This window comes from Sorangium sp. So ce362, assembly GCF_051519845.1.
GTDB lineage: Bacteria > Myxococcota_A > Polyangia > Polyangiales > Polyangiaceae > Sorangium.
The window spans coordinates 3,316,489-3,341,756 of the sequence record NZ_CP150332.1; the positions used below are offsets into that span (position 1 = coordinate 3,316,489).

Annotated in this window: 18 protein-coding genes; 11 read left to right on the top strand and 7 right to left on the bottom strand. The window is 71.3% G+C overall.

From position 1 onward, the window contains the following. Positions 1–115: 115 nt before the first annotated feature. The 4 genes from WMF17_RS13175 to WMF17_RS13190 all read left to right on the top strand — a co-directional run bounded on the left by WMF17_RS13175 (position 116) and on the right by WMF17_RS13190 (position 3,726). Entirely contained in the window at positions 116–1,354 is a 1,239-nt protein-coding gene (locus WMF17_RS13175; protein ID WP_437602391.1) for a hypothetical protein, read from the top strand. Next, positions 1,351–1,590, top strand: coding sequence for a hypothetical protein (locus WMF17_RS13180; protein WP_437649704.1), 240 nt, complete (start codon positions 1,351–1,353; stop codon positions 1,588–1,590). The genes WMF17_RS13175 and WMF17_RS13180 overlap by 4 nt, the downstream gene beginning before the upstream one ends. Before the next feature lie 255 nt (positions 1,591–1,845). Then, positions 1,846–2,604 carry an SDR family NAD(P)-dependent oxidoreductase gene (locus WMF17_RS13185; RefSeq protein WP_437579931.1) on the top strand — a complete coding sequence of 253 codons (759 nt, stop codon included), beginning with the start codon at positions 1,846–1,848 and terminating at the stop codon, positions 2,602–2,604. Between the two features lie 126 nt (positions 2,605–2,730). Next, the gene (locus WMF17_RS13190; RefSeq protein ID WP_437602393.1) at positions 2,731–3,726 is read left to right on the top strand and encodes an aldo/keto reductase; all 996 of its coding nucleotides are present in this window, start codon (positions 2,731–2,733) and stop codon (positions 3,724–3,726) included. 28 nt (positions 3,727–3,754) lie between these two features. Here the strand turns inward: WMF17_RS13190 and WMF17_RS13195 are convergent, their stop codons facing one another. Beyond that, positions 3,755–5,122, bottom strand: coding sequence for an RNA polymerase sigma factor RpoD/SigA (locus WMF17_RS13195; RefSeq protein ID WP_437649706.1), 1,368 nt, complete (start codon positions 5,120–5,122; stop codon positions 3,755–3,757). Positions 5,123–5,435: 313 nt separating this feature from the next. Beyond that, a complete protein-coding gene (locus WMF17_RS13200) occupies positions 5,436–7,079 on the bottom strand; it encodes a ribonuclease J (RefSeq protein ID WP_437649707.1) in 1,644 nt (547 codons plus the stop codon). 583 nt (positions 7,080–7,662) lie between these two features. On the opposite strand from WMF17_RS13200, the gene WMF17_RS13205 reads away from it, so the two are divergent. Then, positions 7,663–7,998: a hypothetical protein gene (locus WMF17_RS13205; RefSeq protein WP_437649709.1), complete on the top strand. Its 336-nt coding sequence runs from the start codon at positions 7,663–7,665 to the stop codon at positions 7,996–7,998. A 394-nt stretch (positions 7,999–8,392) separates the two neighbouring features. Beyond that, positions 8,393–10,876 carry a SpoIIE family protein phosphatase gene (locus tag WMF17_RS13210; protein ID WP_437649711.1) on the top strand — a complete coding sequence of 828 codons (2,484 nt, stop codon included), beginning with the start codon at positions 8,393–8,395 and terminating at the stop codon, positions 10,874–10,876. Between the two features lie 823 nt (positions 10,877–11,699). Here the strand turns inward: WMF17_RS13210 and WMF17_RS13215 are convergent. Next, positions 11,700–12,044: a hypothetical protein gene (locus WMF17_RS13215; RefSeq protein ID WP_437649713.1), complete on the bottom strand. Its 345-nt coding sequence runs from the start codon at positions 12,042–12,044 to the stop codon at positions 11,700–11,702. A 333-nt stretch (positions 12,045–12,377) separates the two neighbouring features. On the opposite strand from WMF17_RS13215, the gene WMF17_RS13220 reads away from it, so the two are divergent. The 4 genes from WMF17_RS13220 to WMF17_RS13235 all read left to right on the top strand — a co-directional run bounded on the left by WMF17_RS13220 (position 12,378) and on the right by WMF17_RS13235 (position 17,173). After that, positions 12,378–13,982, top strand: coding sequence for a YifB family Mg chelatase-like AAA ATPase (locus WMF17_RS13220; protein WP_437602399.1), 1,605 nt, complete (start codon positions 12,378–12,380; stop codon positions 13,980–13,982). A gap of 170 nt (positions 13,983–14,152) precedes the next feature. Beyond that, positions 14,153–15,181, top strand: coding sequence for a recombinase RecA (recA, locus tag WMF17_RS13225; RefSeq protein ID WP_437602400.1), 1,029 nt, complete (start codon positions 14,153–14,155; stop codon positions 15,179–15,181). 163 nt (positions 15,182–15,344) lie between these two features. Then, on the top strand, positions 15,345–15,821 hold the full coding sequence (locus tag WMF17_RS13230; protein ID WP_437602401.1) for a single-stranded DNA-binding protein: 477 nt from the start codon (positions 15,345–15,347) through the stop codon (positions 15,819–15,821). 581 nt (positions 15,822–16,402) lie between these two features. Beyond that, positions 16,403–17,173: a hypothetical protein gene (locus WMF17_RS13235; RefSeq protein WP_437649714.1), complete on the top strand. Its 771-nt coding sequence runs from the start codon at positions 16,403–16,405 to the stop codon at positions 17,171–17,173. Between the two features lie 181 nt (positions 17,174–17,354). Here the strand turns inward: WMF17_RS13235 and WMF17_RS13240 are convergent, their stop codons facing one another. Both WMF17_RS13240 and WMF17_RS13245 read right to left on the bottom strand, forming a co-directional pair. Beyond that, positions 17,355–18,311: a hypothetical protein gene (locus WMF17_RS13240; protein WP_437649716.1), complete on the bottom strand. Its 957-nt coding sequence runs from the start codon at positions 18,309–18,311 to the stop codon at positions 17,355–17,357. A gap of 59 nt (positions 18,312–18,370) precedes the next feature. Continuing rightward, positions 18,371–18,814 (bottom strand): PA2169 family four-helix-bundle protein, encoded by a 444-nt coding sequence (locus WMF17_RS13245; protein ID WP_437649718.1) that lies wholly within the window; start codon positions 18,812–18,814, stop codon positions 18,371–18,373. A 299-nt stretch (positions 18,815–19,113) separates the two neighbouring features. Here WMF17_RS13245 and WMF17_RS13250 point away from each other — a divergent pair, with 299 nt between their 5' ends. Beyond that, a complete protein-coding gene (locus WMF17_RS13250) occupies positions 19,114–19,380 on the top strand; it encodes a hypothetical protein (protein WP_437649720.1) in 267 nt (88 codons plus the stop codon). A 221-nt stretch (positions 19,381–19,601) separates the two neighbouring features. Here the strand turns inward: WMF17_RS13250 and WMF17_RS13255 are convergent, their stop codons facing one another. Together WMF17_RS13255 and mfd are read right to left on the bottom strand one after the other, a co-directional pair. Then, positions 19,602–21,371: a metallophosphoesterase gene (locus WMF17_RS13255; protein ID WP_437649722.1), complete on the bottom strand. Its 1,770-nt coding sequence runs from the start codon at positions 21,369–21,371 to the stop codon at positions 19,602–19,604. Between the two features lie 158 nt (positions 21,372–21,529). Further along, complete coding sequence (mfd, locus tag WMF17_RS13260) at positions 21,530–25,261, bottom strand: transcription-repair coupling factor (RefSeq protein ID WP_437602407.1); 3,732 nt, start codon at positions 25,259–25,261, stop codon at positions 21,530–21,532. Positions 25,262–25,268 lie beyond the last annotated feature (7 nt).

A 25,268-nucleotide genomic window follows, 5' to 3' on the forward strand; every position in this document is an offset into this window, starting at 1 on the left:
ACCCACCCTTGCGCCGTACGGGATCGGCCATCCGGCGCGAAGATCCCCGGGACCTCCTCCGATCCGCCACATCTCGCGCGCGGCCCGGCCACGGCGCCGCGCCACGCTCCGTCTCATGACCGACCTCTCTTCCACCGGCGTCGTGGTCCGCCCTGGGGCCGCTGGCCGCCTGCGCCGGCTCGGCGCCGTCGCGCTGTCCCTGCTCGTCGCGACGGCCGTCTGGCTTCCCAGTCTCCAGCTCTTCTTCCGGCACGAGCCGGGCGAGCACCGCGCTTCCGGCGCGCTCTCGCCGCGCGGAGAGGCGCTGCTCGCGCATCAGCTCTCGCTCTGGGACGAGGACGGCGCCGCGCAGGACGCGGCGCTCGCGCGGATGCGGGCCACGAACGCCGAGTGGGATTTCATGGGACGGACCTTCCTCGTCCTCGGCCTCGCCAACGCCGCGCTGCGGGATCCAGGCGCCGAGGCGCGCCACCTCGCCGTCATCGACCGGATCGTCGACGAGACCCTCGCGCTCGAGCGCGAGCGGGGGATGCTGCACTTCATGATGCCCTACGCCACGCGGGGGCCGTTCGTGCAGCAGCCTGCGCGCAGCCTCTTCGTGGACGGCGAGATCGCGCTCATGCTGGGCGCCCGCGCGCTGGTCGCGCGGCGCGCCGATCTCGAGGCCGAGCTCGACGCGCGCGTCGCCGAGATGCGGTCCCGCATGGAGCGGAGCCCCATGCTGTCGGCCGAGAGCTACCCCGACGAGTGCTGGACCTTCTGCAACACGCTCGCCCTCGGCGCGATGCGCATGGCCGACGCGCTGCGCGGCGAGCGCCGAGGCCTGGATCTCGGTCGCCGCTGGCTCGCGGCGGCGCGCGCCCGCCTCGTGGACCCGAGGACAGGGCTGCTCGTGTCGAGCTACACCCACGACGGCAGGATCCTGGACGGCCCGGAGGGATCGTCCCTCTGGCTTGTCGCGCACGCGCTGCTCCTGATCGACCCTGATTTCGCGCGCGATCAGTACGCGCGGGCGCGCCGTGAGCTCGGCGCGGAGCTCCTCGGCTTCGGCTGGGCGCGCGAGTGGCCGCGCTCCTGGTCCGGCCCGGAGGACGTGGACTCGGGCCCGATCGTGCCCCTCGTCGGGGCCAGCGCCGGATCGAGCGGCCTGGCGCTGCTCGGCGCGGCGGCCTTCGGCGACGCGCCGTACCTCGGGGCGCTGCTCACCTCGCTCGACCTGGCCGCGTTCCCGATCCGCGAGGGCGGCCGGCTGCGCTACGCCGCGAGCAACCAGGTCGGCGACGCGGCGCTGCTCTATGCGCTGAGCTTCGGCCCGCTCTGGGAGCGGATCGCCGCCGCGGGAGGCGCCCCGTGAGCCGCCTGCTCGCCCTCGGCGCCGCGCTGCTCGTGGCCGCCTTCGCCGCCTGCCACCTGCTCGGCCTGCGCGAGCACGTCTCCGTGCTGAGCGGCACCGCCCCGCCCGGCAGCGGGGGCGACGCCTCGCTCGGCGTCGCCTACGCGCTCTCGTGGTTCGGCGGCGTGGTCTGCGCGCCGATCCTCGCGATCGCGGCGGGCGTGCTCGCGGCCGTCGATCGGCTCCGATCGCGATAGGCGGGCTGCTGTGCCCGCAGCACAGCGGCAGCAGCCTGCTGCCTGCGAAACAGGCGAGCCGCCGGGCGGGCTTGCGTGGCGCGATGCCGCCCGGAGGCGCGCCGCGCAGGACGACAGGGCGCCGCGCAGGCCGGCGTGTGTCATCTCACCTGCGGAGGTGGGGTGAGAAGAGCATGGAATGAAACGTGCTCTGCCGCGGCTCCCGCGACGCGCGACGACCCAGGCGTCGTGTCTGCGGATGAAAGGGAGCTGATCTTGGACCTCGAACTCACCGGCAAGCGGGCCATCGTCACCGGCGGTAGCCGCGGCATCGGCAAGTCCATCGCGCGGGAGCTGGCGCGCGAGGGCGCGGACGTCGTGATCGCCGCGCGCGGCAAGGACAAGCTGGAGGCGACCGCCGCCGAGCTCTCGGCGGAGACGGGCCGCCGCGTCGTCCCGCTGGTGGTCGACACAGGCAACGAGACCTCGGTCAACGCGCTCGTCGAGCGCGCCGTCGCCGCGCTGGGCGGCGTGGACATCCTGGTCAACAACGCCGCCTTGCCGGGCGGGATCTCGCCCGCCACCCGCCTCGACCAGATCCTCGACGCGCAGGTGATCGAGGACATCAACATCAAGGTCGTGGGCTATCTGCGGACCGCGCGCGCCGTCGCGCCGCACCTCATCGCGAACGGCTGGGGCCGCATCATCAACATCGGCGGGCTGGCCGTGCGCAAGACCGGCCGTCCGGTCGCCACCCTGCGCAACGTCGGCGTGGCGGCGATCACGAAGAACCTCGCGGACGAGCTGGGCCCGAAGGGGATCAACGTCACGGTCGTGCACCCCGGCGCGACGCGCACCGAGCGCACCCGGTCCGAGTCCGAGAAGGATCTCGCCGCCTCGGTGAGCATCGGCCGCATCGTGGACGCCCGCGAGGTCGCGTGGGTCGTCACGTTCCTCGCCTCGCCGAGGAGCGTCGCGATCAACGGCGATGCCGTCGTCGCCGGCGGCGGGAGCGTCGGGCCGATCTATTACTGATCTGCCGCCGCTCGGCCATCTCCTTTCTTCCCAAGGCGCTTCACTCCGCTCGGCGTGCCCGATTGACATCCCGAGCCACCCTGCCCACAACCCTACGGGCCACTCCCGAAGAAATCACGGAACACCATGACCCTCCCGACCACCCGCCTCGGCCGTACCGGCCTCACCGTTTCTCGCCTGTGTCTCGGCACGATGACGTTCGGTTTCCAGACGGACGAGGAGACCTCCCGATCCATCCTCGACAAGGCCGCCGGCGCCGGCGTCAACTTCCTCGACACGGCCGACGTCTATCCGCTGGGCGGCGGCCTGCCTACCGCCGGGCGCACCGAGGAGATCGTCGGCCGCTGGCTCAAGGGCAAGCGCGACCGCTTCATCCTCGCCACCAAGTGCGTCGGCCGCGTCGGCCCGAACGAGTGGGATCAGGGCGCCTCGCGCAAGCACATCCTGGACGCCATCGACGCCTCCCTGCGCCGGCTCGGCACCGACTACGTGGATCTCTATCAGCTCCACTCAGACGACCGCAACACGCCCATCGACGAGACGCTGGAGGCGCTCGACACCGTGGTTCGCTCCGGCAAGGCGCGGTACATCGGCGTATCCAACTACCTGGCGTACCGCCTGGCGCGCGCGCTCGGCCGCTCCGAGGCGCGCGGGCTCGCGCAGCTCGTGTCCGTGCAGCCGCGCTACGCGCTGCTGTTCCGGGAGATCGAGCGCGAGCTGCTCCCGCTCGCGCAGGAGGAGGGGCTCGGCGTCATTCCGTACAACCCGCTCGCCGGCGGGTTCCTCACGGGCAAGCACCGCCGCGGCGAGCCGACGCCGGGCACGCGCTTCACGCTCGGCGCGGCGGCGAGCAACTACCAGCAACGCTACTGGAACGAGCGCGCGTTCGCGACCGTGGAGAAGCTGCAGGGCATCGTCGCCGAAGCAGGCCAATCGCTCACGACCGTCGCCGTCGCGTGGGTGCTCGCGAACCCGGTCATCACCTCGGCCATCATCGGCGCCAGCCGGCCCGACCAGCTGGACGCCACGCTCGCCGCGGCCGAGCTCGCGCTCGATCCGCAGCTCAAGGCCCGGCTCGACGAGGCGACGGCGGAGTTCCGCCGCGGCGACGCGCAGCGCTGAGCCTGCGGCACCCCGCTCGACCCGCTCGTCAACCCCCGAGCGGCGTGTCGAGCGCCTGCCTGCGCGACAGCGTCCGCAGCTTGCTCAGCGCGTTCTCCTCGATCTGCCGGATCCGCTCCCGGCTCACCGAGAACATGCCGCCGATCTCGGCGAGCGTGTGCGTCTGCTCGCCGTCGAGGCCGAACCGGAGCCGGAGCACCTCGCGCTCGCGCGGCGTCAGCGACTCGAGCAGCGAGCGAACCTGCGTGTGGAGGCGGCGGTGGACCAGGAGCTCGTCCGGCGCCGCATCCTCGCTCGCGAAGGAATCGCCCGCGCGCGGGCCGTCGTCGTCGTCCCCGACCGGGGCGTCCAGGTACACGAGCGGCAACGCCATCTCCCGCAACGTCTGGAGCTTCTCCATCGACAGCCCGCTCCGCTCGGCGACCTCCTCCGGCGCCGCCTCGCGCGCGTTCTCCTGCTCCAGCTCCTTGCGCGCTTGCAGCGCCCGACGACGGGTCTCGGCGAAGTGGACCGGCACCTTGATGACCTGGCCCTGATAGATCAGCGCGCGCGCGAGCGACTGCTTGATCCACCACGTGGCGTACGTGCTGAACCGATAACCGCGCCGGTAATCGAACTTCTCCGCCGCGCGCATCAACCCGAGGTTGCCCTCCTGGATGAGGTCGAGCAGCGGCACGCCGCGGTGCCGCAGCTGCCGGGCGGCCGCCGCCACCAGCCGCAGGTTCGCGCGGACGATGTCCGCCCTCGCCGCCGCCGCCGCGTGACGGGCGACGCGCATCGCCGCCAGCGTCCCGTCGATCGCCTCCCGGCCGGGCCCGTCGGCCGCGGCCGCGGCCTCGCACAGCGCGCGCTCGAGGCGCTCCTCCACCGCGGGGCCCAGGCGCACGTCGGTGAGCCCGGCCGACAGGTCGGCCCGGGCGCGCTGCCCGCCCGGCTCGGTCTGGCCGGCCTCCGCCGCGGCTCGCGCGAGCCCGAGCAGCCGCGCGAGCCGCACGGACGCCGCGTCGCGCAGCTCGTCGTCCGCGTCCGCATTCAGCAGCAGATCGCCCACGCCCACCCGACCTTCCTGCAGGTCATCCGCGAGCGCCGCGAGCTCGCGCAGCGCGACGGGCGACGCGACCCAGGCCTCGATCCCCGCGCGATCCGCCGACTCGATCCGCCGGCCGATCTCCACCTCGAGATCCCGGCTCAGCGGCGCGTTGCGCGAGATCTCCTGAAGGTAGATCTCGGTCACGTCCTCGCCCGGCCGCGCGGACGGCGCAGCTTGCCCGCCAGCGGGCGCCTCCCGTCGCGACGGCGCAACCCGGCCGAACCCGGCGTCGAGCTGCACCTTGGCGCGCGCGTCCCGCTCCTCTGGAATTGTCGTTTCGGTCTCGCCCGCCAGGAGCGAGCTCATGGGCTTCTCCTTCATCTCGATCGCTCCACCAGGGTGCCGCGCCGCGGTGGTCCGCCCGGCCGCTCACCGGAGCACGAAGCCCTGGAGGACATCCCCCAGGAGAAACCACCAAACGACGCCGGCCGTGCCGCGGCAGAGCAAAGGGGCTCCGCCGGTCCGTGCACCGTAATCATTCGCCGCGCTCGGGAAAGGGGCCAGCGCAAGGAGGCTCCAGATTGCCTGTCAGAGCAGCCCCGCGCCAGGTCGCTCCTGGTTCGCGCTCGCGTTCGCGTCCGCGTCCGCCTTGGTCTGCCCGGTCGAGAGCCGCCGGACGTCACAGCAGCACGGCGAGGGGGAGCACGGCAGGGCGCCGCGAGGCCTCGCGCCGGAACACCCGCCGCACGCCGCGGCTGAGCGCGTCCTCCAGCGCCGGGCCCAGGGTGCGCGCCGCCGGCGACAGCGCCGCGAGCGCGTCGCGCGCGCTCGCGAGCGCGGCAGCGAACAGCGGGCCGCCCTCCTCGAAGTGCGCCACGCCGCGCCCGAGGAGCTCGGGGCCGCGCAGGACCTCGCCCGTCTTGCGGTCGGCGACCACGAGCACCATCACGAGGCCCTGATCCGAGATCTGCTCGCGCTCGCGCAGCACGATCTGGGAGACGTCGAGCCCGCCGCGCGCGTCGAGCCACACCCGCCCGCTCTTCACCGCGTCCCCGGTGCGCATCTGGCCCTCCTCGATGACCAGCGACTCGCCGTCCTCGATCACGAAGACCCCCGACGCCGGCACGCCCATCCGGAGCGCCGTGCGCGCGTGGGCGAGCAGCATCCGGTACTCGCCGTGGATGGGGACGAAGTGCTCCGGCCGGACCGCGTCGAGGAGCATCTTCTGCTCCTCGGCCTGGGCATGGCCGCTCGCGTGGATCGGATCGAGGCCGCGATCGATCACCACGGCGCCGCGCCTCGCCAGGCGGTTGGCGAGCTGGCTGACGGCGATCTCGTTGCCGGGGATCGCGCGCGACGAGAAGATCACCGTGTCGCCCGGGTCGACCCGCAGCCGGTGGTGGTCGCCCACGGCCATGCGCGCGAGCGCGCTGTTCGGCTCGCCCTGCGCGCCCGAGGCGAGCACGATGAGGCGCTTGGGCGGGAGCGTGGCCGCCGTGGCGTCGTCGACGAGCACGCTGGGGGGGATGGTCAGGATGCCGATCTCCTCGGCGATCCGCGTGTTTGTCGCGAGGCTGCGCCCGGCGAGCACGACCTTGCGGCCGAGCTGGGCGGCGAGGTCGAGGACGCTCTGGACCCGGTGGACGTTGGAGGCGAACAGCGCGACAAGGATGCGCCCCTTCGCCTCGCGAAACGGCCGGACGAACCCCTCGGCTACGGCGGTCTCGCTCACCGACCAGCCGTCGCGCTCGGAGTTGGTGGAGTCCGACAGGAGGGCCACCACGCCGGCGCGGCCGTACTCGGCGAAGCGGCCGAGGTCGAGCCGGTCGCCGCCCACGGGGGTGAGATCGATCTTGTAGTCGCCGGTGTGGATGACGATGCCCTCGCCCGTCTCGATCGCGAAGCCGACCGCGTCGGGGATGGAGTGGGTCACGCGCAGGGGCTCGGCGCGGAACGGGCCCGCCGTGAAGTGCTGCTGCGGCTCGACCTCGCGGAGCGGCACCTCGATGCCGTGCTCGACGAGGCGCTCGCGCACGAGCCGGAGGGTGAAGCGCGTCCCGTACACGGGGACCGGGAACTCGCGCAGCAGCGACGGCAGGCCGCCGATGTGATCCTCGTGGCCGTGCGTCACGAGCACCGCGTCGATCCCGCCCACCTCGCGCACGTAGCTGAGGTCGGGGATCGCGACCTCCACGCCGAGCACCTGGTCGTTGGGGAACATGACGCCGCAGTCGACGAGCACGCGGCGGCTCCCCTCCTCGATCAGCATCGCGTTCATCCCGACCTCGCCGAGGCCGCCGAGAGGAATGATCCGGACTCCCATGGGCGCGCAGCCTAGCATCGTCGATCGCGCGAATACTCCCCCACCGCCATCGCGGCGCGCGCGACCGGCCCTCGCGCCCGCTGCGGCCCGGTCGGCGCCGGCCCTCGCGCCCGCTGCGGGCCGGTCGGCGCCGGCCCACGCCGCGCCGCCGGCGCGGGTGAGCCGCGCCGGGAGAGCCGGCTCGCCCGCCTGGCGCGGGTGTGTGCTCCGGTCTGCGGATTACCTCTCCCGCCCCACCGGAGGGGCTCATCCTCGGCGCCCTGCCCCTCGCACGCATCGTCCCCAGGACGTCCACTCCGCCATCGATGGCTCGAATGACCTCATCGTCGCCCTCACCCGCCTGTCCGCGCGCAAGCCGTCGGCGAAGATCGCCGGTGTGATCCTCGGCGCGACCGATCTCTCCGACGTGCTCACTCGCCTCGATCCGAGGCCAACCGTTCTCTGGCTCACCCACGCTCCGCGAGCCGCGGTATCGCGCCGACCGGACTCGCGATAACCGCGCCGCGGCGAACATCACCCGCTTTGCCGCGGCGAGCTTACACGCTTGCCACAGGCGTTCTGCCCATGCAAGCATCGACAAACCATGCGCAAGACCAGGATCGGAGATCTACCCTTCACACTGGTTGAGCTGATGTGCGAAACCGCCGATACCGTAATCTACCGCGCACGACGCGACGCAGACGGTACCCCGGTGACGATCAAGGTGGTGAAGGGTGAGCACCCCGGTCAGCGGCACGTCGCGCAGCTCCGGCACGAGCTCGAGATCTCGCGCCACCTCAACCTCGATAGCGTCGTTCGCGCCGACCGGCTGGAGAGCATCCCGGGCGGGGCGGCGCTCGTCATGGAGTACTTCGCCGGGGTGCCGCTCGACAAGCTCGCATGTCCGAGTCCATGTCCGCTTCCACCTCCACGCCGCTGATGTAGGCGTCGACAGGAATGACGCGTCATCGCGGCTGGTCGCGTGTGTGAGGCGGGAGGCGGGAGGCGCGGAGGTGAGGAGGCGCGGTTGCTCGTCAACGTGTCAGTCGCGCGCACCGCGCGGATCGCCGGTGTTCCGCCTCGAGTCGCCTGTGCCCCGCCGCCTACCGGCCGCGGCGGGGCACAGGCAGGGCGGGGGGACGGGCTCGTGTGTGGTGGGGAATACGAATGGCGCTCACGGGTCGCGCCTCGGTCGAGGGCTCTCCGACGCGCGTCCCGCCCACATACCCCCCGGACGGCGGCGGGTGCAGGAGGGGATTGGATCCGGCCCGAGGACGCCGTAGGCTGGAGGGCTCGTATCGACCACCGGACCCAACATCTTCGATCGCCGACGCATGAGCCGAGAGCCTGAGGTCATGTCGAGGAAGCGCCGGACGATCGCGTTTCTGATCAACAACGTCGTCGGCGACTACCAGTCGGAGCTGCGCGCCGGGGTCGAGCGCGCCGCCGAGGTGCACGACGTCAACCTCTTGACGGCCTTCGGCGACCCGTCCAGCGGCCTCCGGCCGGATGAGGCGGACCGGAGCACGTTCTATCACCTCATCGGCCAGGACACGGCCGACGGCGTCATCGTCGCCTCGTCGACGCTCTCCCACCACTACGGCGGCGTCGACGTCATGCGGGCGTTCTGCCGGTCGTTCGCGCCGCTGCCGGTGTGCAGCCTCGGGATGGCGATCGATGGCGTGCCGAGCCTCATGGTCGACAACGCGCTCGGCAGCGAGATCTCGGTCGCGCACCTGGCCGATGAGCACGGGCGCCAGCGCATCGCGTACATCGGCGGGCCGGTCAACAGCGAGGAAGCGCAGCTGCGCGCCGGCGGGTACCGGAGGGCGCTCTCGACGCGGGCTCTCCCGTGCGACGAGCGCCTCATGGCGGTCGGCGCGTTCACGATACCGACCGGGCGCGACGCGATGCGCGAGATCCTGGCGCGCCGGGTCGGCTTCGACGCCGTGGTGGCCGCCAACGACAGGATGGCGCTCGGGGCGATCGAGGTGCTCAAGGAGGAGGGGCACCGCATCCCGGAGGACGTCCTCGTGTGCGGCTTCGATGACGTCGGCATCGCGCGCTTCACGAAGCCGTCGCTCACCACCGTGCACCAGCCCATCAAGCGGCTCGGGAGGATCGCCGTGAGCACGGTCCTCCGCATGATCGGCGGCGAGCCCGTCCCGGCGCTGGAGCTCGTCCAGGTCGAGCTCACGCGGCGCGAGTCCTGCGGCTGCTGGGTTCACGCGGGCGACACGACCCCGCCGCCGGCTCCGTCGTCGCGGGGCTATCCGGGCGCGGTCGCCGAGCAGCGGGCGTCGCTGGAGAGCGCGCTCAGGAGGAGCGTGGCGATCCCGATCGGCGCCCTCGACGGCTGGGCGGGCGAGCTGCTCGCCGCGCTGGAGGAGGAGCTCGCGGGCGACACGGGCCGGTTCCTGCGCGCGCTCCAGGAGCTGCTCGACGAGGCGAGGCACGAGGGCGTGCTCCTCGACCAGTTCCAGGCCGTGATCTCGCTCCTGCGCGCGCGGGTCCACCCGTCGCCGGCGGGCGGCGACGCGGCGGCCCTGGAGCAGCTCTGGCACGCCGCGCGGATCCTGATCGGGAGCGAGTCCGTGCACGTCGAGGGAGAGCAGCGGCTGAGCGTGGAGCTCGCCGCGATCGACGTCACGTACGGCGCGCGGGGCTTCGCCGCGTGCTTGAGCCTGCCCGTGCTCAAGGGCCTCCTGGCGTCGGAGCTGCCGAGGATGCAGTTCTCGCAGGTGGCCGTGTCGCTCTACGACGATGCCCAGCGCGCCACGCTGAAGCCGCTGTTCCTGATGGAGGACGGCCGCGAGGTGGAGGCGCCGCCGGTGAGCTTCCCGGCGCGCAACCTCGCGCCCCCGGGGTTCCTGGACGACGCGGAGCGCAGCAGCATGGTCCTCCTTCCGGTCGCGTTCGGCGATGTGGAGAAATTCGGCGTCGCGGTGCTCGACAGCCATGCCAGCGAGATGAGCTACGACGTGCTGCGCCTCCAGCTCGGCTCGGCGGTCAAGGCGGCGGCGCTGCACCGGGACGTCGTGCGGGAGGTGGAGCTGCGCGAGCGCCTGGAGCAGGAGCGGGTGCGCCAGGAGAGCCAGGTCGCGGCGCGCATCCAGACCACGCTGGTGCCCAAGCAGCTCTCGATCGAGGGGCTCGATCTCTGCGCGGTGATGAAGCCGGCGGCGGAGGTCGGCGGCGACTACTACGATGTCATCGCGACGCCCGGGGGCGGGTGGCTCGGGATCGGCGATGTCGCCGGGCACGGCCTCGCGGCGGGCCTCATCATGCTGATGATCCAGAGCATGGTGTCGGCGCTGACGTGCAACGACCCGAGCGCGAGCCCGGCGAAGATCGTCGCTGTGCTCAACAAGGCGGTCTACAAGAACGTCCGCGATCGCCTGGACCGCGACGAGCACGCGACGCTCGTGCTGCTCCGGTACGAGCGCAACGGGCGGGTGACGTTCGCCGGCGCGCACGACGACATGATCGTGTGCTCGGCGCGCACACGGCGCTGCGCGTGCATCCCGAGCTCCGGGGTCTGGATCGGGGCGCTGCCCGAGATCGGCGCGATGACGCGGGATGCCGAGCTCTTCCTGGGGGACGGGGACGTGCTCGTGCTCTACAGCGACGGCGTGACGGAGGCGCGCAACGCCCATCACGAGCAGTTCGGGCTGGAGCGGCTGTGCGCCGTCATCGAGGCTGTCCAGACGGCGCCCGTCGACGCGATCCGCGACCGGATCCTCGAGGAGGTCGCGGGCTGGTGCCCGAGCCCGGACGACGACATCACGATCGTCGTGGCGAGGTACCGCGCGCCCTAGCGCGCCCGAGCAGCGCGACGGGGGGTCGCAGCGGCCGGGATCGAGCATCGCGGCGATCGATCGAGGTGGCGCGGTGCGCCCGGCGCGCGGGTCACCGCGAGCCGGTGGTCTCCTGGATCAATCGACGATGGTGTGGCACCCGAGCTCTCTGCCGCGTTGATGGCAGGACGGGAAGTCCATCGGCGCCGAGCCGCCGAGGCGCATTCGCTGACAGACCCCCGGGGTACGCGTCATGTACACCTGCCCCCATTCTCTCCCGGTCGGGCTGAACCCCGACGACATGGTGCACTGGAGCCCTGCTTGCCGGAGCGAGGTGTCTTCGCTCGCAGGTGCGGCATCGTCTGCCGAGGCGGATGCGGTCAGGGACGCGAACGCCGTCACGAGCGCGAGCGCGAGCCCAGCTTGGATTTTCCGAGGAGTGCCCATACGTAACCTGCCTTTCGATGGAGGGACGGGGTGCGCGATGCAGCGCCCGCCGCATCGTCGCGATCCCTCGCCGTGGTCCCCCGCCGTGGTTCATTGCAACGGGAGTGCCCGGGGCGTGCGTCACCCGGAGGCACGGCGCCCGGGAGTCTCTCTCGGTGGTCGCTCCATTCGCTCAGCTGGCGAAAGCGCGTGATTGCCGGTGAGCGGCAGACGGGGAGATGCGTGGCGATTCGAGCGGACAGGGAACGTGGGTGAGTCCCGGAGGATGGGCCTTGATGTGGCGCCTCCAGCGCGAAGGGCAGGTCGACGGGGGGCTCTGGGCAGTCGAGGTCCTCGTCCGGGGTCGAAGCGCGATCTGCGCTGTCAACGCCGCTCGGCCCTGATTGCCTGGCGCGCCTCATGAAGCCGCGCTTTCCTGATTCAGCGCGAGGTGCGCGAGAAAGCCGCTCAGGCGCGGGCGATCCATCGATAGAGCTCCGCGGTGACTGTGCAGGCCTTGATTCGAGCCCGCTCCTCCGGCGTCAGCGACAGGCACGCGTGCGTCGAGCACAGCGAGCAGAGCCTCCTGCTTGCCTTCGATCTTGCCTTCAGCCTTGCCCTCGGCCCTCCCCCGTTTTTCAAAGAAGAGCCGGAAACGTCGAGACGCTGGGGCTTCAGGGGCTTTGCTCGGATCCATGGCCAGCTCCCTGAGCGAGGCGAGCATGGCCTCGCTCAGCACGGCGCGAATTTGGCGAGGCATCAAGTCTCGAATTCGATCCTCGTCCGATGAGGTCCGCCCATCAGACGAAAGATCCGCGAGAGCCTCTTTCTTGCTACTCCTGACGAAATAGGTCCGGCGCGCGTAAGACTTACGGAAGGCGCCAAGTCGCCACCCATCCGAGGAACGGCGAGCGGCGGCGCTGGCCTGTCGCGAAGCCGACGTTGGTTCGCCGGGCTGGGGACGAGCGCCTCGGTCACGGCGACTTCCCCTGGCGGCCGCCACCCCCTCCGCCGCGTCCGCCACCCCTGCCGCCTCGTAAGTCCCTGAAATCGCGTCCATCCGCGCCTGGCACGTTGTTCGCGAAAGGGGTTCGGCATGCAGGCCACGGCGCTCACGTTCTCTCTGCTCGGGCTCGACGCCCACCCCATCCGCGTGGAGGTCGACTCGGGCCGCGGTCCGTCGTTCTTCCAGATGGTCGGCCTCGCCGAGGCGAGCGTCCGCGAGAGCCGCGTGCGCGTCCGCGCCGCGCTCCAGCAACTCGGCGTCGAGCTCGACGAATACGTGATCACCGTGAACCTCGCCCCGGCAGACCTCAAGAAGAGCGGCGGCGCGTACGACCTCGCCATCGCCATCGCCGCGCTCGCGGCGCTAGGCAAGGTCCCCGCCGAGGGGCTCGACAAGATCGGTTTGCTCGGCGAGCTCTCGTTGAGCGGCGCGGTGCGCCCCGTGCGCGGCGTCCTGCCGGCGCTGCGCGGCGCGGCGGAGCAGGGGATCCTGCGCGCGATCGTGCCCCACGGCAATGCGCGTGAGGCGGCGAGCGTGGCCGGCGTCGACGTGCTCATCGCGGAGCACCTCGGCCACGTCGTCGCGCACCTCCGCGGCAACAAGGCCCTTCCCGGCGCCGGATCCATGGCCACGGTCGCCGCCGAGCCGGGCGGCGCGGCGGTGGACCTCGCCGAGGTCCGCGGCCAGCACGGGGCGCGGCGCGCCCTCGAGATCGCGGCTGCCGGTGGACATAACCTCATCATGATGGGCCCGCCGGGCAGCGGGAAGACCATGCTCGCTCGCCGACTGCCCACCATCATGCCGCCCATGTCCTACGACGAGGCGCTGGACATCACGGCGATCCACTCGGTCGCCGGGCTGCTCTCTCCGGACAGGGGCCTTGTCGCGGCTCGCCCCTTCCGCGCCCCGCACCACACGGTGAGCGCCGCGGGCCTCGTCGGCGGCGGAGATCCGATCCGCCCAGGCGAGGTCTCCCTGGCCCACCATGGTTGCCTGTTCCTCGACGAGCTCCTCGAGTTCCGCCGCGGCGTCCTCGAGGCGCTGCGCGAGCCCCTCGAAGAGGGCACGGTCGCCCTCTGCCGCGCCCGCGCCCGCGTCATCTTCCCTGCGCGTCCGGTCCTCGTCGCCGCCATCAACCCCTGTCCGTGCGGCTTCTACGGCGATCGCGGGAGCCGCTGCGTCTGCTCTCTCGACCGGGTGCGCGCCTATCGCGCGCGGCTGAGCGGGCCGCTGCTCGATCGCATCGATCTGCACATCGCCTTGCCTCCCGTCGATGTCGCTCACCTGTGCGCGCCGCTCCGGGCGTCGGGGGTCGACGGCCGGTCGTCGCTGCACGCGCCCGAGAGCTCCGCGGCGGTGCGGGCGCGCGTGGTCGAGGCCCGGGCCGCGCAGCGCGCGCGCTTCGAGGCGGGGGAGGTCGCGGCGACGCACAACGCCGAGCTCGGCCCGCGCGATCTCGCGCGCGTCGCCATGCCGGACGTCTCCGGTGCGCGCGTGCTCGCGTCGGCGGTCGAGCGGCTCGGCCTCTCGGCGCGGGCGTACACAAAGGTGCTGCGGGTCGCCCGGACGCTCGCCGACATGGACAGGACCTGCGCCGTGCGCGCGGCGCACGTGGCCGAGGCGATCGGCGCGCGGCTGTTCGACCGCGAGGCCGCCTCCGGCCCTCCGCCTGCCACCGCCGCAGCGGGCGCCTGAGCCTGCCGCGCGATCCAAGACCATTGCGCCCGCGGTGACGCAGGCGCGATCGCGGCCGCCCCGACGGCCGCGCTGAATCGGCTGTTCGCGCGCTCGGGGACGCGCACGTTCAACACGCAACACGCAACACGCAACACGCAACGAACGCACGTCGAGAGGAAGAGACCAACATGATGACCGAGATCGCTGAGAAGCTCCGCACCGTGAAGACCGTCGTCGGCAGCATCGAGAAGCAGTTCGGGAAAGGGGCAATCATGGTATTGAACGATGAGAACGAGACCCGCGACATCGGCCTGATCCGGACCGGATCGCTGTCGCTCGACGCGGCGCTCGGGATCGGCGGCTACCCGCGCGGGCGCATCGTGGAGATCTACGGCCCGGAGTCGTCGGGGAAGACCACCCTCACGCTCCACGCGATGCGGGAGGCGCAGCGGATGGGCGGCGTCGCCGCGTTCATCGACGCCGAGCACGCGTTCGACGTCACGTATGCGCGCTCGGTCGGCGTCGACATCGACAGGCTCCTCGTCTCGCAGCCGGACAACGGCGAGCAGGCGCTCGAGATCGTCGAGATGCTCGCGCGCTCGAGCGCCGTCGACGTGATCGTCGTCGACTCGGTGGCTGCGCTGACGCCCAAGGCCGAGATCGAGGGGGACATGGGCGAGTCGCACATGGGCCTCCAGGCGCGGCTGATGAGCCAGGCGCTGCGGAAGCTCACGGGCATATGTCACCGGACGGAAACGACGCTCATCTTCATCAACCAGCTCCGGCAGAAGATCGGCGTCGTCTTCGGCAACCCCGAGGTGACGACCGGCGGCAACGCCCTCAAGTTCTACGCGAGCGTGCGGCTCGACGTGCGCCGGGTGGGTCCGGTGAAGGTGAGCGATGAGGCCATAGGATCGAGGACACGGGTCAAGGTGGTCAAAAATAAGATGGCACCGCCCTTCAGAGAGGCCGAGTTCGACATCCGCTGGGGAGCGGGCATCGACGGCGCGGCGGACCTCATCGACTTCGCCTGCCAGCTCGGGGTCGTGGAGAAGAGCGGCGCGCACCTGTCGTTCGGGGGCGAGCACATCGGGCAGGGGAGGGAGCGCGCCCGCGAGGCGCTGATCGGCAAGCCGGCGCTCGCCACGTCGCTCCGCGCCGCCGTCGACGCGGCGGCGCCGGCGCGGCCCGGCGCCGCCCCGGCGATGGATGCATGAGCCCAAGCGGGCGGAAGACGACAGCAACGACAGCAAACGACAGCAAACGACGGCGACGACAGTAACGACAGCAAACGACAGCAAACGACAGCAAACGACGGCGACGACAGCAAACGGCAGCAACGACGTCAAACGACAACAACGTTACGATCTGGAGCACGTCATGAACGAAGGACTGAACAAGGTGATTCTCATGGGCAATCTCGGCTCGGATCCGGAGCTGCGCTACACCGGCAACGGCACGCCGGTGCTCCAGCTGCGCATGGCGACGAACGAGTCGTTCGTCGACAAGAACAAGGAGTCCAAGGAGCGCACCGAGTGGCACAACATCGTGTTCTGGGGGCCGCGCGCCGAGGCGCTCGCGAAGGTGCTGACCAAGGGCGACGGCGTGCTCATCGAGGGCGGGCTGCGGACATCGAGCTACGACAAGGACGGGATCCGGCGCTACCGCACCGAGGTGATCGCGCGGGATCTCCGCTTCACCGGGCGCCGGTCCATGGCGCAGCCGCCGCCGGGGCTGGAGGACGAGGGCGAGGCGACGCAGCCCGGGGTGGGGGTGCCGACCACCGCGCGGCTCGGGATGAACGGCGCGCGGGGACGGCCGCCGGAGGTGCCCGTGCTGGATGAGCTGCCGTACTGAGGGCGGAGAGACGGGCGGGGGCGGCTGTCGCAGGCCGCCTCGCGTGCCTCCGCTCACGCGGAGCGCGCCGCTGACCGGGAGCTCGCGCCCCGCTCGGGCGGCTGGAGCCGCGCGACTCACCGTCAACCGCCCCTCGCTCCTCTCGCGCCCTGGGACCCACCCCATCGCAGATCCATTGAGCCCCAGCGTACAGCGAGTGGAGTGTTGCTGGATTCCAGCGGGACCTGTTTCCGGGATCGATGTCTCACGAGGTCGTCCCTCACGGACGCCGGCGCGCGGCGTCTGCCGCAAGGTGCCAAAAGATGTCTGAGTCGATGACTCGCGGCGGCGATCATACGGTGGACACTATCCGGCGGTGCCGGCGGAAGAGCTCTTGTGTCCTACATGAGCGCATGAAAATGAATCAGTGAATCGGGAAATGCTCGAAGTGTGTTGACGGAGACCATGTTTGGGAAGTAAACATTGGACGCTAGGCTCGACGCGACCAGGTGCGATTCTCTGGCTACGACCGATCGACATCCTCTACCGAATCTGCTCGGCCTGCGGAACTGCAACGTAGTAACCGTCAACCGAGGTAATTCATGTTCAGCAATGTGGCTCGTTTCCTGATGGCGTCTGCTGCTGTTTCGCTCGTCGCTTTCGGCTCCGCCCCCGCGGATGCGTGCGCGGACATCTCCGACGGCGCGCTCGATATCATCAATGGTGTCCTCGCTCCCCCCACGGGGACGACGATCGGCGTCGGTGCTGGGTTCTTCACGTGGACTCAAAAGCTCGTGTACGGGGTCGGGGACGCGGATATCAACAACCTCTGGGGCTCGAATAGCCCGAGCTCGTTGACCTACTACGGCGAGTTCACCTCCGGGACCAACGGCTATGTCTCGCAGGTCACGAACGTCAGCAATATCGCGGCGGGCGACGTCCTCGTCATCGGCAGAGGCACGACGGGATCGTACAGCGGGCACACCGTGATCATCAGGGATGTGGCGACCGAGCTGCCCACGGCGTTGAACCCGAAGTATTCGAACACGAGGCAGTGGGCGCTGCCGATCGCCGACACCACCAGCTCAGTCCATGGCTGCAACGCCGCGTATCCCGACAGCCGGTGGACGGGCACTTGCGCCGGCGGCACGTTCACCCCGGGGGCGGGGACGGCGTCTATGCGGATCTACAGCGATTCCTCGGGAAATCTGTCGGGGCTCTCGGGAAATCTGCTGAGCACGCCGGGATCCGCGCCGGCAACTCTGACGGGCCAGGGCCACAGCTGGAGCGTCACCTCGGGCGCGACCGTTTACGATCCCACGACGCGACCCTACGTGATCGGTCGGGTGACGCCCTGTCCGCTCTTCCCGTGATCTGAGCCTCTCCTCCACGAGCCGCGTCGCCGCGCGTTCCAGGAGGCTCGCGCCTCCTGGAACGCGCCTCTCGTGCCCACTTCGACGGGAACAGGCGCTCTCCGGAGCGGCTCTCTCTGACGAACGCCGCGAGCGGTCCGAGACCGGTGCTCGTGGCACGACGTGCCCCGTCAGACGCGGCCTATCGCATGCCCTGCTTCTGATCTGCCGCGGGCACGCGGCAGAGCTGGGCGATGCCCTTCCCGCTCAGCTTCTCGCGCGTCAGCTCGAACTGCGGCACATACATGCAGAAGCGTCCGCCCTTCTCGGTCGCGATGCTCGCTCGACGCGCGATCATGCCCTCGAGCTCCGAGCGGGTGACGGCCGTGTCCGTCTTCAGCGTGTCCGTGACCCGGAGCTCGGGCGCATTCGGGCAGCTCATGGAGGCGGAGACGGTGAGGTTGGGCTTCACCCGCTCCTGCTCGCCAGCCGTCGATCCGGCCTGATCACCGCCTTGCGCTCCGCCGGCCTGGGCGCCTGCGCGGGCCTGGCTGCCGTCCTGAGCTGCGCCGGCCTGGTGGCCGCCGCCTTGAGCGCCGCCGGCCGGGGCCTGGCTCCCGCCGGTGTCGCGGCCGCGATCCTGAGCGCCGCCGGCCTGGGCCTGGCTGCCGCCGGCAGATCCTTGCGCGGCGCCGCCGGTCTGGCCCTGCGCACCCGTGCCGCCCCGTCCCTGGCTACCGCCACCGGGCTGGCCACCCGACGGCTGCTGCGCCTTGCCCGCCGCGGCGGGCTCGATCCGGCCGTTCACGGAGGCCGTGTAGGTGCACCCTTCCTCGACCTGGAACGAGATGTGCTCCTGGAGCTTCATCGCCTGCTTCTTCTGGCCTTGCCCCTGTTGCTGCTGCGCGCGCTTCCCGCTGCTCGCGCCAGGCTGATCGCCCCGCTGCTGCTGCGCGCCGCCACCCTGCGCCGCCCCGTGGGCGCCGCCCTGCTGCTGCTGCGCGCCGCCCTGCTGCGCGCCGCCCTGCGGCGCTCCCGGCGTGCCCGATTCGCGCTGCTGCGGCGGGCTGGTGCTGCCCGTCTGAGCGGCCGCGAGCGCCGGCGCGATCGCGAGCGCGCCCATGGCGAGCGCGAGCTGGATGGACCGATTCGATTTCATATTACCCCCGTGGAACCTGCTTCCGATCGTGTTCGTCGCCGTCGCGGGCCGAGCGCCCACTATGCAGCTCGCTCCCAGACCTTCCTCGACAGCGCGTCCTTGATCCACGCGAGGTGCCGCTGCTCATCGGTGTAGTTGCGCTCGACGATGGTCCGCGCCTCGGTCGTGAGCGTCTCGTCCAGCGCCGCCTGGTACTGCCGGTTCGTGAGCTCCTCGTTGCCGCGCATCGCGAGGAGCGCGCTCTGGTCTCCCATGCTCGTGATCGCCGTGAACCCTTCGATGAGCTTGCCCTTGAGGTCGCGGGCCTGCGGCGGGGTGCCGCCGAGCGACGCCACGTGCGCGCTCAGATCCACCACGTGACGCCCGTGATCGTCCCTGAACCTCGCGAGCATCTCCCTGGAATGAGCGTGCTCGCACGCCTCGATGGCCTGGTCGTAAGCGGCGATCGCGTCGCGATCGAGCTGGATGAGACCGTTGAGCACCTCGATAACGTCTCTCGCCATGATCGACACTCCTTTTCGGGGTCGCGCTCCGCGCACGGACCCCCTCGCCGACCACCTTGGGCATTTGCGCGGGGACGCAAGCCGTGCGCAGGCCGCGAGCCGAATCGGGCGCCGCTCTGGCCGCGCTCGGCTCGACGGCCCCGCGGGGCCGCGGGGGGCGGCCGGGAGCGGCGGCCCGGCGGTATGATCGGCCCGGCAGCCTCGACCTGGCACGGACCGTGAACCCTGTCGGGAAACCCTGACAGCTTCCGTGGACCGGCGCGACCAGCGCCGGCGCCGCGGGGAGATGGGATGTGCCTATGAAACGCTCTCTTGGCTCCTCGATCCGCGGCGCGCTCGCGTTGCTCCTCGTCGCCGCCTCCGCGGCGTGCGCCGAGGGGCTCGCGAACGCGCCCAGCATCAACCGCGAATGGACCCCGGACGACCGCGAGCACGACGCCATCGCGAACGGTCCGCGCTCGTGCCCGAGGGAAGGCCAGGATCCGCTCGCGCCCCCCGGCGAGCAACGCGCGATCTGTCCCAAGGTCGCTCCGCCGACGATGCCCAACATCGCCGCGTCGCCCTGACCGCCGGCGGCGCGCCGGAGAAGGCCTCCGGACGCGCCCGCTCGCACGGACGCGCCCGCTCGCGCGGGTGCAGGAGCTCGCCCCGAGCGCGGCAGCCGAGAGGCCCTTCTCATGCAGTGAGCCGGTCGCGCACCGCTGCGCCCGTCACACAAGGCAGAATGTCGCGGCTGAGGCGAACTGCCTCATGCAGCAGGAATGATCGCCTGGGGCTCTCGTCCCGCTCACAGCTCGGGCGCGCCGGCCTCCGCCGTGGAACCGGCCGCCGAGGGGCGGCTCCGCGGCTCGCCGGCGGGGCACTCGCGGAGCCCGGCGGCCGCGGCGGCGGGGGTGGACTGGCCGGTCCGGCGATGCTGCGGCGCGGCCGGGATCGTGACGGGCTGCTCGATGAGCTCCGGCGCGAGCGCGCCGCAGGCGGGGACGAAGCGCGGCTCGCCGGGCTTGCGATCCTCGGCCACCTTCCACGTGCGCGGCACCGCTCTCAGTCCGACGGGGTAGACGGTGAGCCCCTCGCGGTGGACGTGAATCCGCAAGAAGTTCTTGTAGTCCTCGATCTGGAGCGCCGAGAACGCCTCGTTCCCGTGTCGCCGCGCGAGGTTGAGCGAGATCAGGAGATAGACGCCCATCAACGTCGACCCGACCACGGCGCCGGTCACGCCGACGAAGAGCATCACGCCGACGAGGCTCCACATGGACTGGAGATCCCGGACATCGACGCCCAGCAGCGCGGCGCCGGCGTAGGCGAGCCCCAGCGCGGCCGCGAGGTGCGCGAGCGCGTGGAGCGAGCCGGCGAGGTAGCGATACCAGCTCTTGTGCGTGTCGGTGAAGACGATGAACACGAGCAGGACGACGAGGACCCACGCGACGGCGCCCGGACCGGGGCGGGGCAGCGTCAGCGAGGAGAGCATGTAGACGAAGGCAGCGGCGGGCCAGAAGCCGAGGTTGTACCGGGCGAACAGGAGGTTGCGCCAGGTGAGCCGGCGCGACTCCGACTCTGATGGAAACGAGGCCTTCAGGGTGTAGGGGCGCTCGTCCGCGCCCTCGCCGGAGCGGACCACGGCGACCGGATCGCCGTGGGTCGGGTGGAGGAACGCGCCGCCGCCGCCGGCGATGATGTTCTGCCGGCCGTCAGCGGACTCGTGGCGTCGATAGTGGTGCAGATCTCCGGCGATGCGCGCGACGATCTCGACCCCGGGCCGCGTGACCTTGAGCTGCTTCTCGAAGAACGCGAGGTTGTTCTGGAGATCGGTGCTGTAGAGCGCGCCCTTCACCCAGTCGGGCTCGGCGGTGCAGAGGACCACGCGATCGCCGTCGCGCATGTCGTGCCTCGCCAGCTTGCAGAAATACTCGATCTGCGGTTGATCGATGTCGGACTCCAGGTGGATGTCCACGCCGAGCAGCCAGAAGCCGTGGGGGAGCCTCAGCGCGAAGTAGCTGCGCGACTGGAGCGTCTTCCACGCGCCGAGCGTGCGCTTCTGGCCGAAGAGGCGCATGAAGCTCATCAGCCCGTCGTACCAGTCGTGGTTGCCGGGGATGGCGAACAGGTGCGGCGCCTCCGTCACGTCGCCCTTCGGGAGCGCGGCCGCGTAGGGCTCGACGAGGCGCGTCCAGTACGCCTGGCGCGTGGCCGAGGGGTACACCTGGTCCCCGCCCATGATCAGCACCTCTCCGCGCCTGGTCTCGCGGCCGTCGAGCGAGAGCGTCGGCCGGGCGAGCAGGCTCGCGATCGCGTAGGTGGGGTTGAAGCCGTCGCCCATGTCCGCCACGTAATCGATCCAGATCTCGTCGCGCGGGAGGCCGTTTCGGACGGCATAATCGAAGGGCGGCTGCGGTCCGGCGATCGCCTCGATGAGCCTGAAGTCGCCGCGCGCGCCCATCAGGTGGGAGACGGTCATGTCGAGCGCAGAGCGGGCCAGCTGGAAGGGGCTGTACCAGCTCGTCATGGTGCTCGCCTGGAGCCTCTCGAGCTGCTCGTGATCCGGGCGATCGGTCATCTATCCCCTCCCGTCGCTCGACGCTATCACCGCCGGAGCGCGGCGTCGCCTCCGCGCCGCGAGCCGCCACGCTGCGCGGCGGCATCGTCGTCAATCGCGCGACGCGAGCTCACCCGGGTGAGCCGGACGACCCAGGAGGCCGCGGCGGCGGCGCGCGATCAGGCGCCGTCCTTGAGGCAGCTGGCGAGCTCGTTGAGGAGCTTGTCGGCCGCCTCCAGCCCGCTCGTGAAGACCTCGCCGTCCCTGGCGCGACGGGAGAGCCGCATGTCGGGCGAGATCCGGTACGGCGAGCCCTTCAGCTGGACCAGCCTGAGGACCTTGGCGTGGTCGAGCGGGGTGTCCTCGCGCAGGTGCAGCGTGACCCCCTTGGCGCTCGCCTCGCACGCGAGCGCCTTCAGCCGGCGCAGCTCGGTCTTGAGCCGCATGAGATGCACGAACCGGCGCGCCTCGATCGGCGGCGCGCCGAAGCGGTCCTCCACCTCGACCGCGAGATCCTGCACGTCCTCGGCCGAGCCGGCGCCCGCAAACCGCTTGTAGAGGGAAAGGCGTACGCCTACGTCGGAAATGTACTCCTCTGGCAGAAGCGCGTCGGCGTCGAAGGAGAGCTCGGTGTCGACGTCGTGGATGACGGGCTCGCCGCGGAGCTCGTGGACGGCCTCGTCGAGCATCTGGCAGAAGAGCTCGAAGCCGACCTGGGCGACGGTGCCGCTCTGCTCGGCGCCGAGGAGGTCGCCGGAGCCGCGCAGCTCCAGGTCGAGCGAGGCGATGTGGAAGCCGGAGCCGAGCTCGGTGTGGCGCTCGAGGGCCTCGATGCGGGCGCGGGCCTCGTCGGTCATCGCGTTCGGGGGCGGGACGATGAGGTAGCAGTAGGCCCGCTCCTTGGCGCGGCCAACGCGGCCGCGCAGCTGGTAGAGCTGCGAGAGGCCGAACATGTCGGCGCGGTCGATGAGGATGGTGTTGGCGCGGGGGATGTCGAGGCCGCTCTCGATGATGGCGGTGGCGCAGAGGACGTCGTAGCGCCCCTCGACGAAGTCGAGCATGGCCTGCTCGAGGTTGTGCTCGCTCATCTGGCCGTGGGCGACGCAGATGCGGGCGCTCGGGACGAGCTCGGCGAGGCGGGCGGCGCGCTCGTAGAGGCCCTCGACGCGGTTGTAGACGTAGAAGACCTGGCCGCCGCGGCCGAGCTCGCGGAGGAGCGCCTCGCGGATGACGGCCTCGTCGTGGCGGGTCACCACGGTGCGGATGGCGCGGCGGTCGACCGGCGGGGTGGTGATGATCGACATGTCGCGGAGGCCGGAGACCGCCATCTGGAGGGTGCGGGGGATGGGGGTGGCCGAGAGCGTGAGGACGTCGACGTTTGTCTTGAGGGCCTTGATGCGCTCCTTGTGGGTGACGCCGAAGCGCTGCTCCTCGTCGACGACGAGCAGGCCGAGCCGCTTGAAGTGGACGTCCTTGGAGAGGAGGCGGTGCGTGCCGATCACGACGTCGACCCTGCCGTCCCGGAGGCCGCGGGAGACCTCGTCCTGCTCCTGCTTGCCCTGGAAGCGGGACATGGCGCGGACCTCGATGGGGTAGGAGGCCATGCGGGATTTGAAGCTGAGGTAGTGCTGCTGCGCGAGCACCGTGGTTGGGCAGAGGACGGCGACCTGCCTGCCGGCGCAGGCGGCGCGGAAGGCGGCGCGGATGGCAACCTCGGTCTTTCCGAAGCCGACGTCGCCGCAGACGAGGCGGTCCATGGGACGGCCGGACTCGAGGTCGGCCGCAACCTCGGTGATGGCCCGGGCCTGGTCGGGCGTCTCGTCGAAGGGGAAGGTCGCTTCGAAGGCGTGGTAATCGTCGTCCGTGGGCGGAACGGGCTCGGCGGTGGCGGCACGGCGCTCGGCGTACAGGCGCAGGAGCTCGTCGGCCATCTTGCGGACGCTCTTCTCGACCCGCGCCTTCGTCTTGGCGAAGGTCTGCCCACCGAGCCGGTCGACCTTGGGTGCGCCCTCGCCGCCGCTGAATTTCTGGATCTGGTTGAGGCGGTAGACCGGGAGGTAGAGCTTGTCGCCCCCGGCGTACTCCACGGCGATGAGGTCGACCGTGGTTGAGCCGACCTGCTTGTGGACGAGGCCGAGATACCGGCCGATGCCGTGCTCTACGTGGACGACGTAGTCGCCGACACCCAGGTTGCGGAGGTCCTCGAGGAAGGCCTGCGCGGGCTTCGTGGACGAGGCGGCGGCGCGAGCGGCCCGGCGGTGGGCGCGGGCGCCGAAGATTTCCTCCTCCGTGACCAGAGCGAGCCCTTCGGCCGGAGCGATGACGCCACGCGCAAGGGAGCCTGTGACGACGAGGGCGGTGTCGCGCGGAGAAGCCGAGCTGCTGCCATCGAGGAACCCGGGGTCGAACGGACCGAGGTTGGCCTTTACCCGCACGTCTCGGTGGCGGAGCAGGGTGACCAGGCGCTCAACCTGGGTCTGTGCGCGCGCGGCGATGAGCACCCGCAGGCCCGCCTCTTGCCAGGCGACCACGCGGCGGACGAGCGGGTCCAGGGCGCCGTGCTTGCCGCGTGAGGCGCGGGTCGCCTTGATGGCGCGCTCGAGGTCCGACTGGTCCCGCATGGCGAGCGAGGGGGCATCCTCAGGAACCACCTCGAAGCGCTCCAGCGAGTCCTGATTTTCCACAGCGCCCTCAACCCCGGTGCGGTGCAGCGCAACCCCGGTGCGGTCCCCTAGCCACGATGCGACGTGCGCCTCGTCCTCGTAGAAGGCCCCGAGCGGGAAGTGCGGCTCGCGATCCTTGTGGCTCCGGTCGGCGGCGGCGCGGCCGAGCTCGTCGCGCAGGGCGGCGGTGAGGGAGGCCGGGTCCTCGAGGACGACGAGCGCCTCGCTGGGCAGGTACGAGGCAAAGGGCGCGAGATCGACGTAGGCGGGCAGGTAGCCCTCGGCCCCGAAGAAGGCGCGGCCGCTGGCAACGTCGTCGACCAGGGCGCGCGCCTTGATCGAGGGAAAGTCGATGGCGTCGCAGGCGGCGCGGACACGCTGGCGGGCGCGCTCGACGTTGTCCGCCGTGAGGATTGCCTCGCGCGCCGGCGGGAGCCAGACCTCCTTCACGTCGGCGACCGTGCGCTGATCGTCGGGGTTGAAGGTCTTGATCGACGCGATGACGTCTCCGTAAAAGTCGATGCGCACCGGCAGCTCGGCGGAGGGCGCCCAGACGTCGAGGAGGGCGCCGCGGACGGCGAACGTCCCGGGGTCCTCCACGAGGGGGCTGCGCACGTAGCCGGAGGCGCCGAGACGCGCGGAGAGCGCGTCGCGATCCATCTCCTGTTCGGAGATGACGAGCTCGGCGTGCTCGGTGACCTCGTCCTTGGGAACGACCTTGCGGGCGAGCGCGGTGATGGGGCAGACGAGGACCGACCACGGTAGGTCCATGCCGAGGTGGAAGAGCGTGGCGAGGCGGGTCTGGGCGCCGCGGCGGTCGGGGTTGACGTCCGCGTAGGGGCTGGCCTCGTTGGGCACGTAGAGAAGGACGCGGCCGGATGCCATGGCGCCGGCGGCCTCGGCGGCGTCGGCGTCCCGGTCGGCGAGCAGGAACGAGGTGTCCGCCGCCAGGGCGCGGGCACTGTCGACGTCGGGGGTGAAGGCAACGATGGGGCGGCCGACGGCGGCTGCGGCGAGGCGACGGATGACGAGGGCGCCGGCCGAGCCGGCCGAGCCCGTCACGTGGCGTGTACCATGCGCCGCTGCGGCGAGCTCTGCGGCGAGATCGCGGGGCGTCACGACGCGGCGGTCCGCGGGGAGGTCGAACGACGGGAGCGGCTCGTGGTCGGCCGGCGTGGAGGCGAGGGGGCCGCTGGCGGCGGTGTCGTTCGAGGCGAGCTCGTCGAGGTCGCCTGCGAGCTCGCCCATCGTTGCG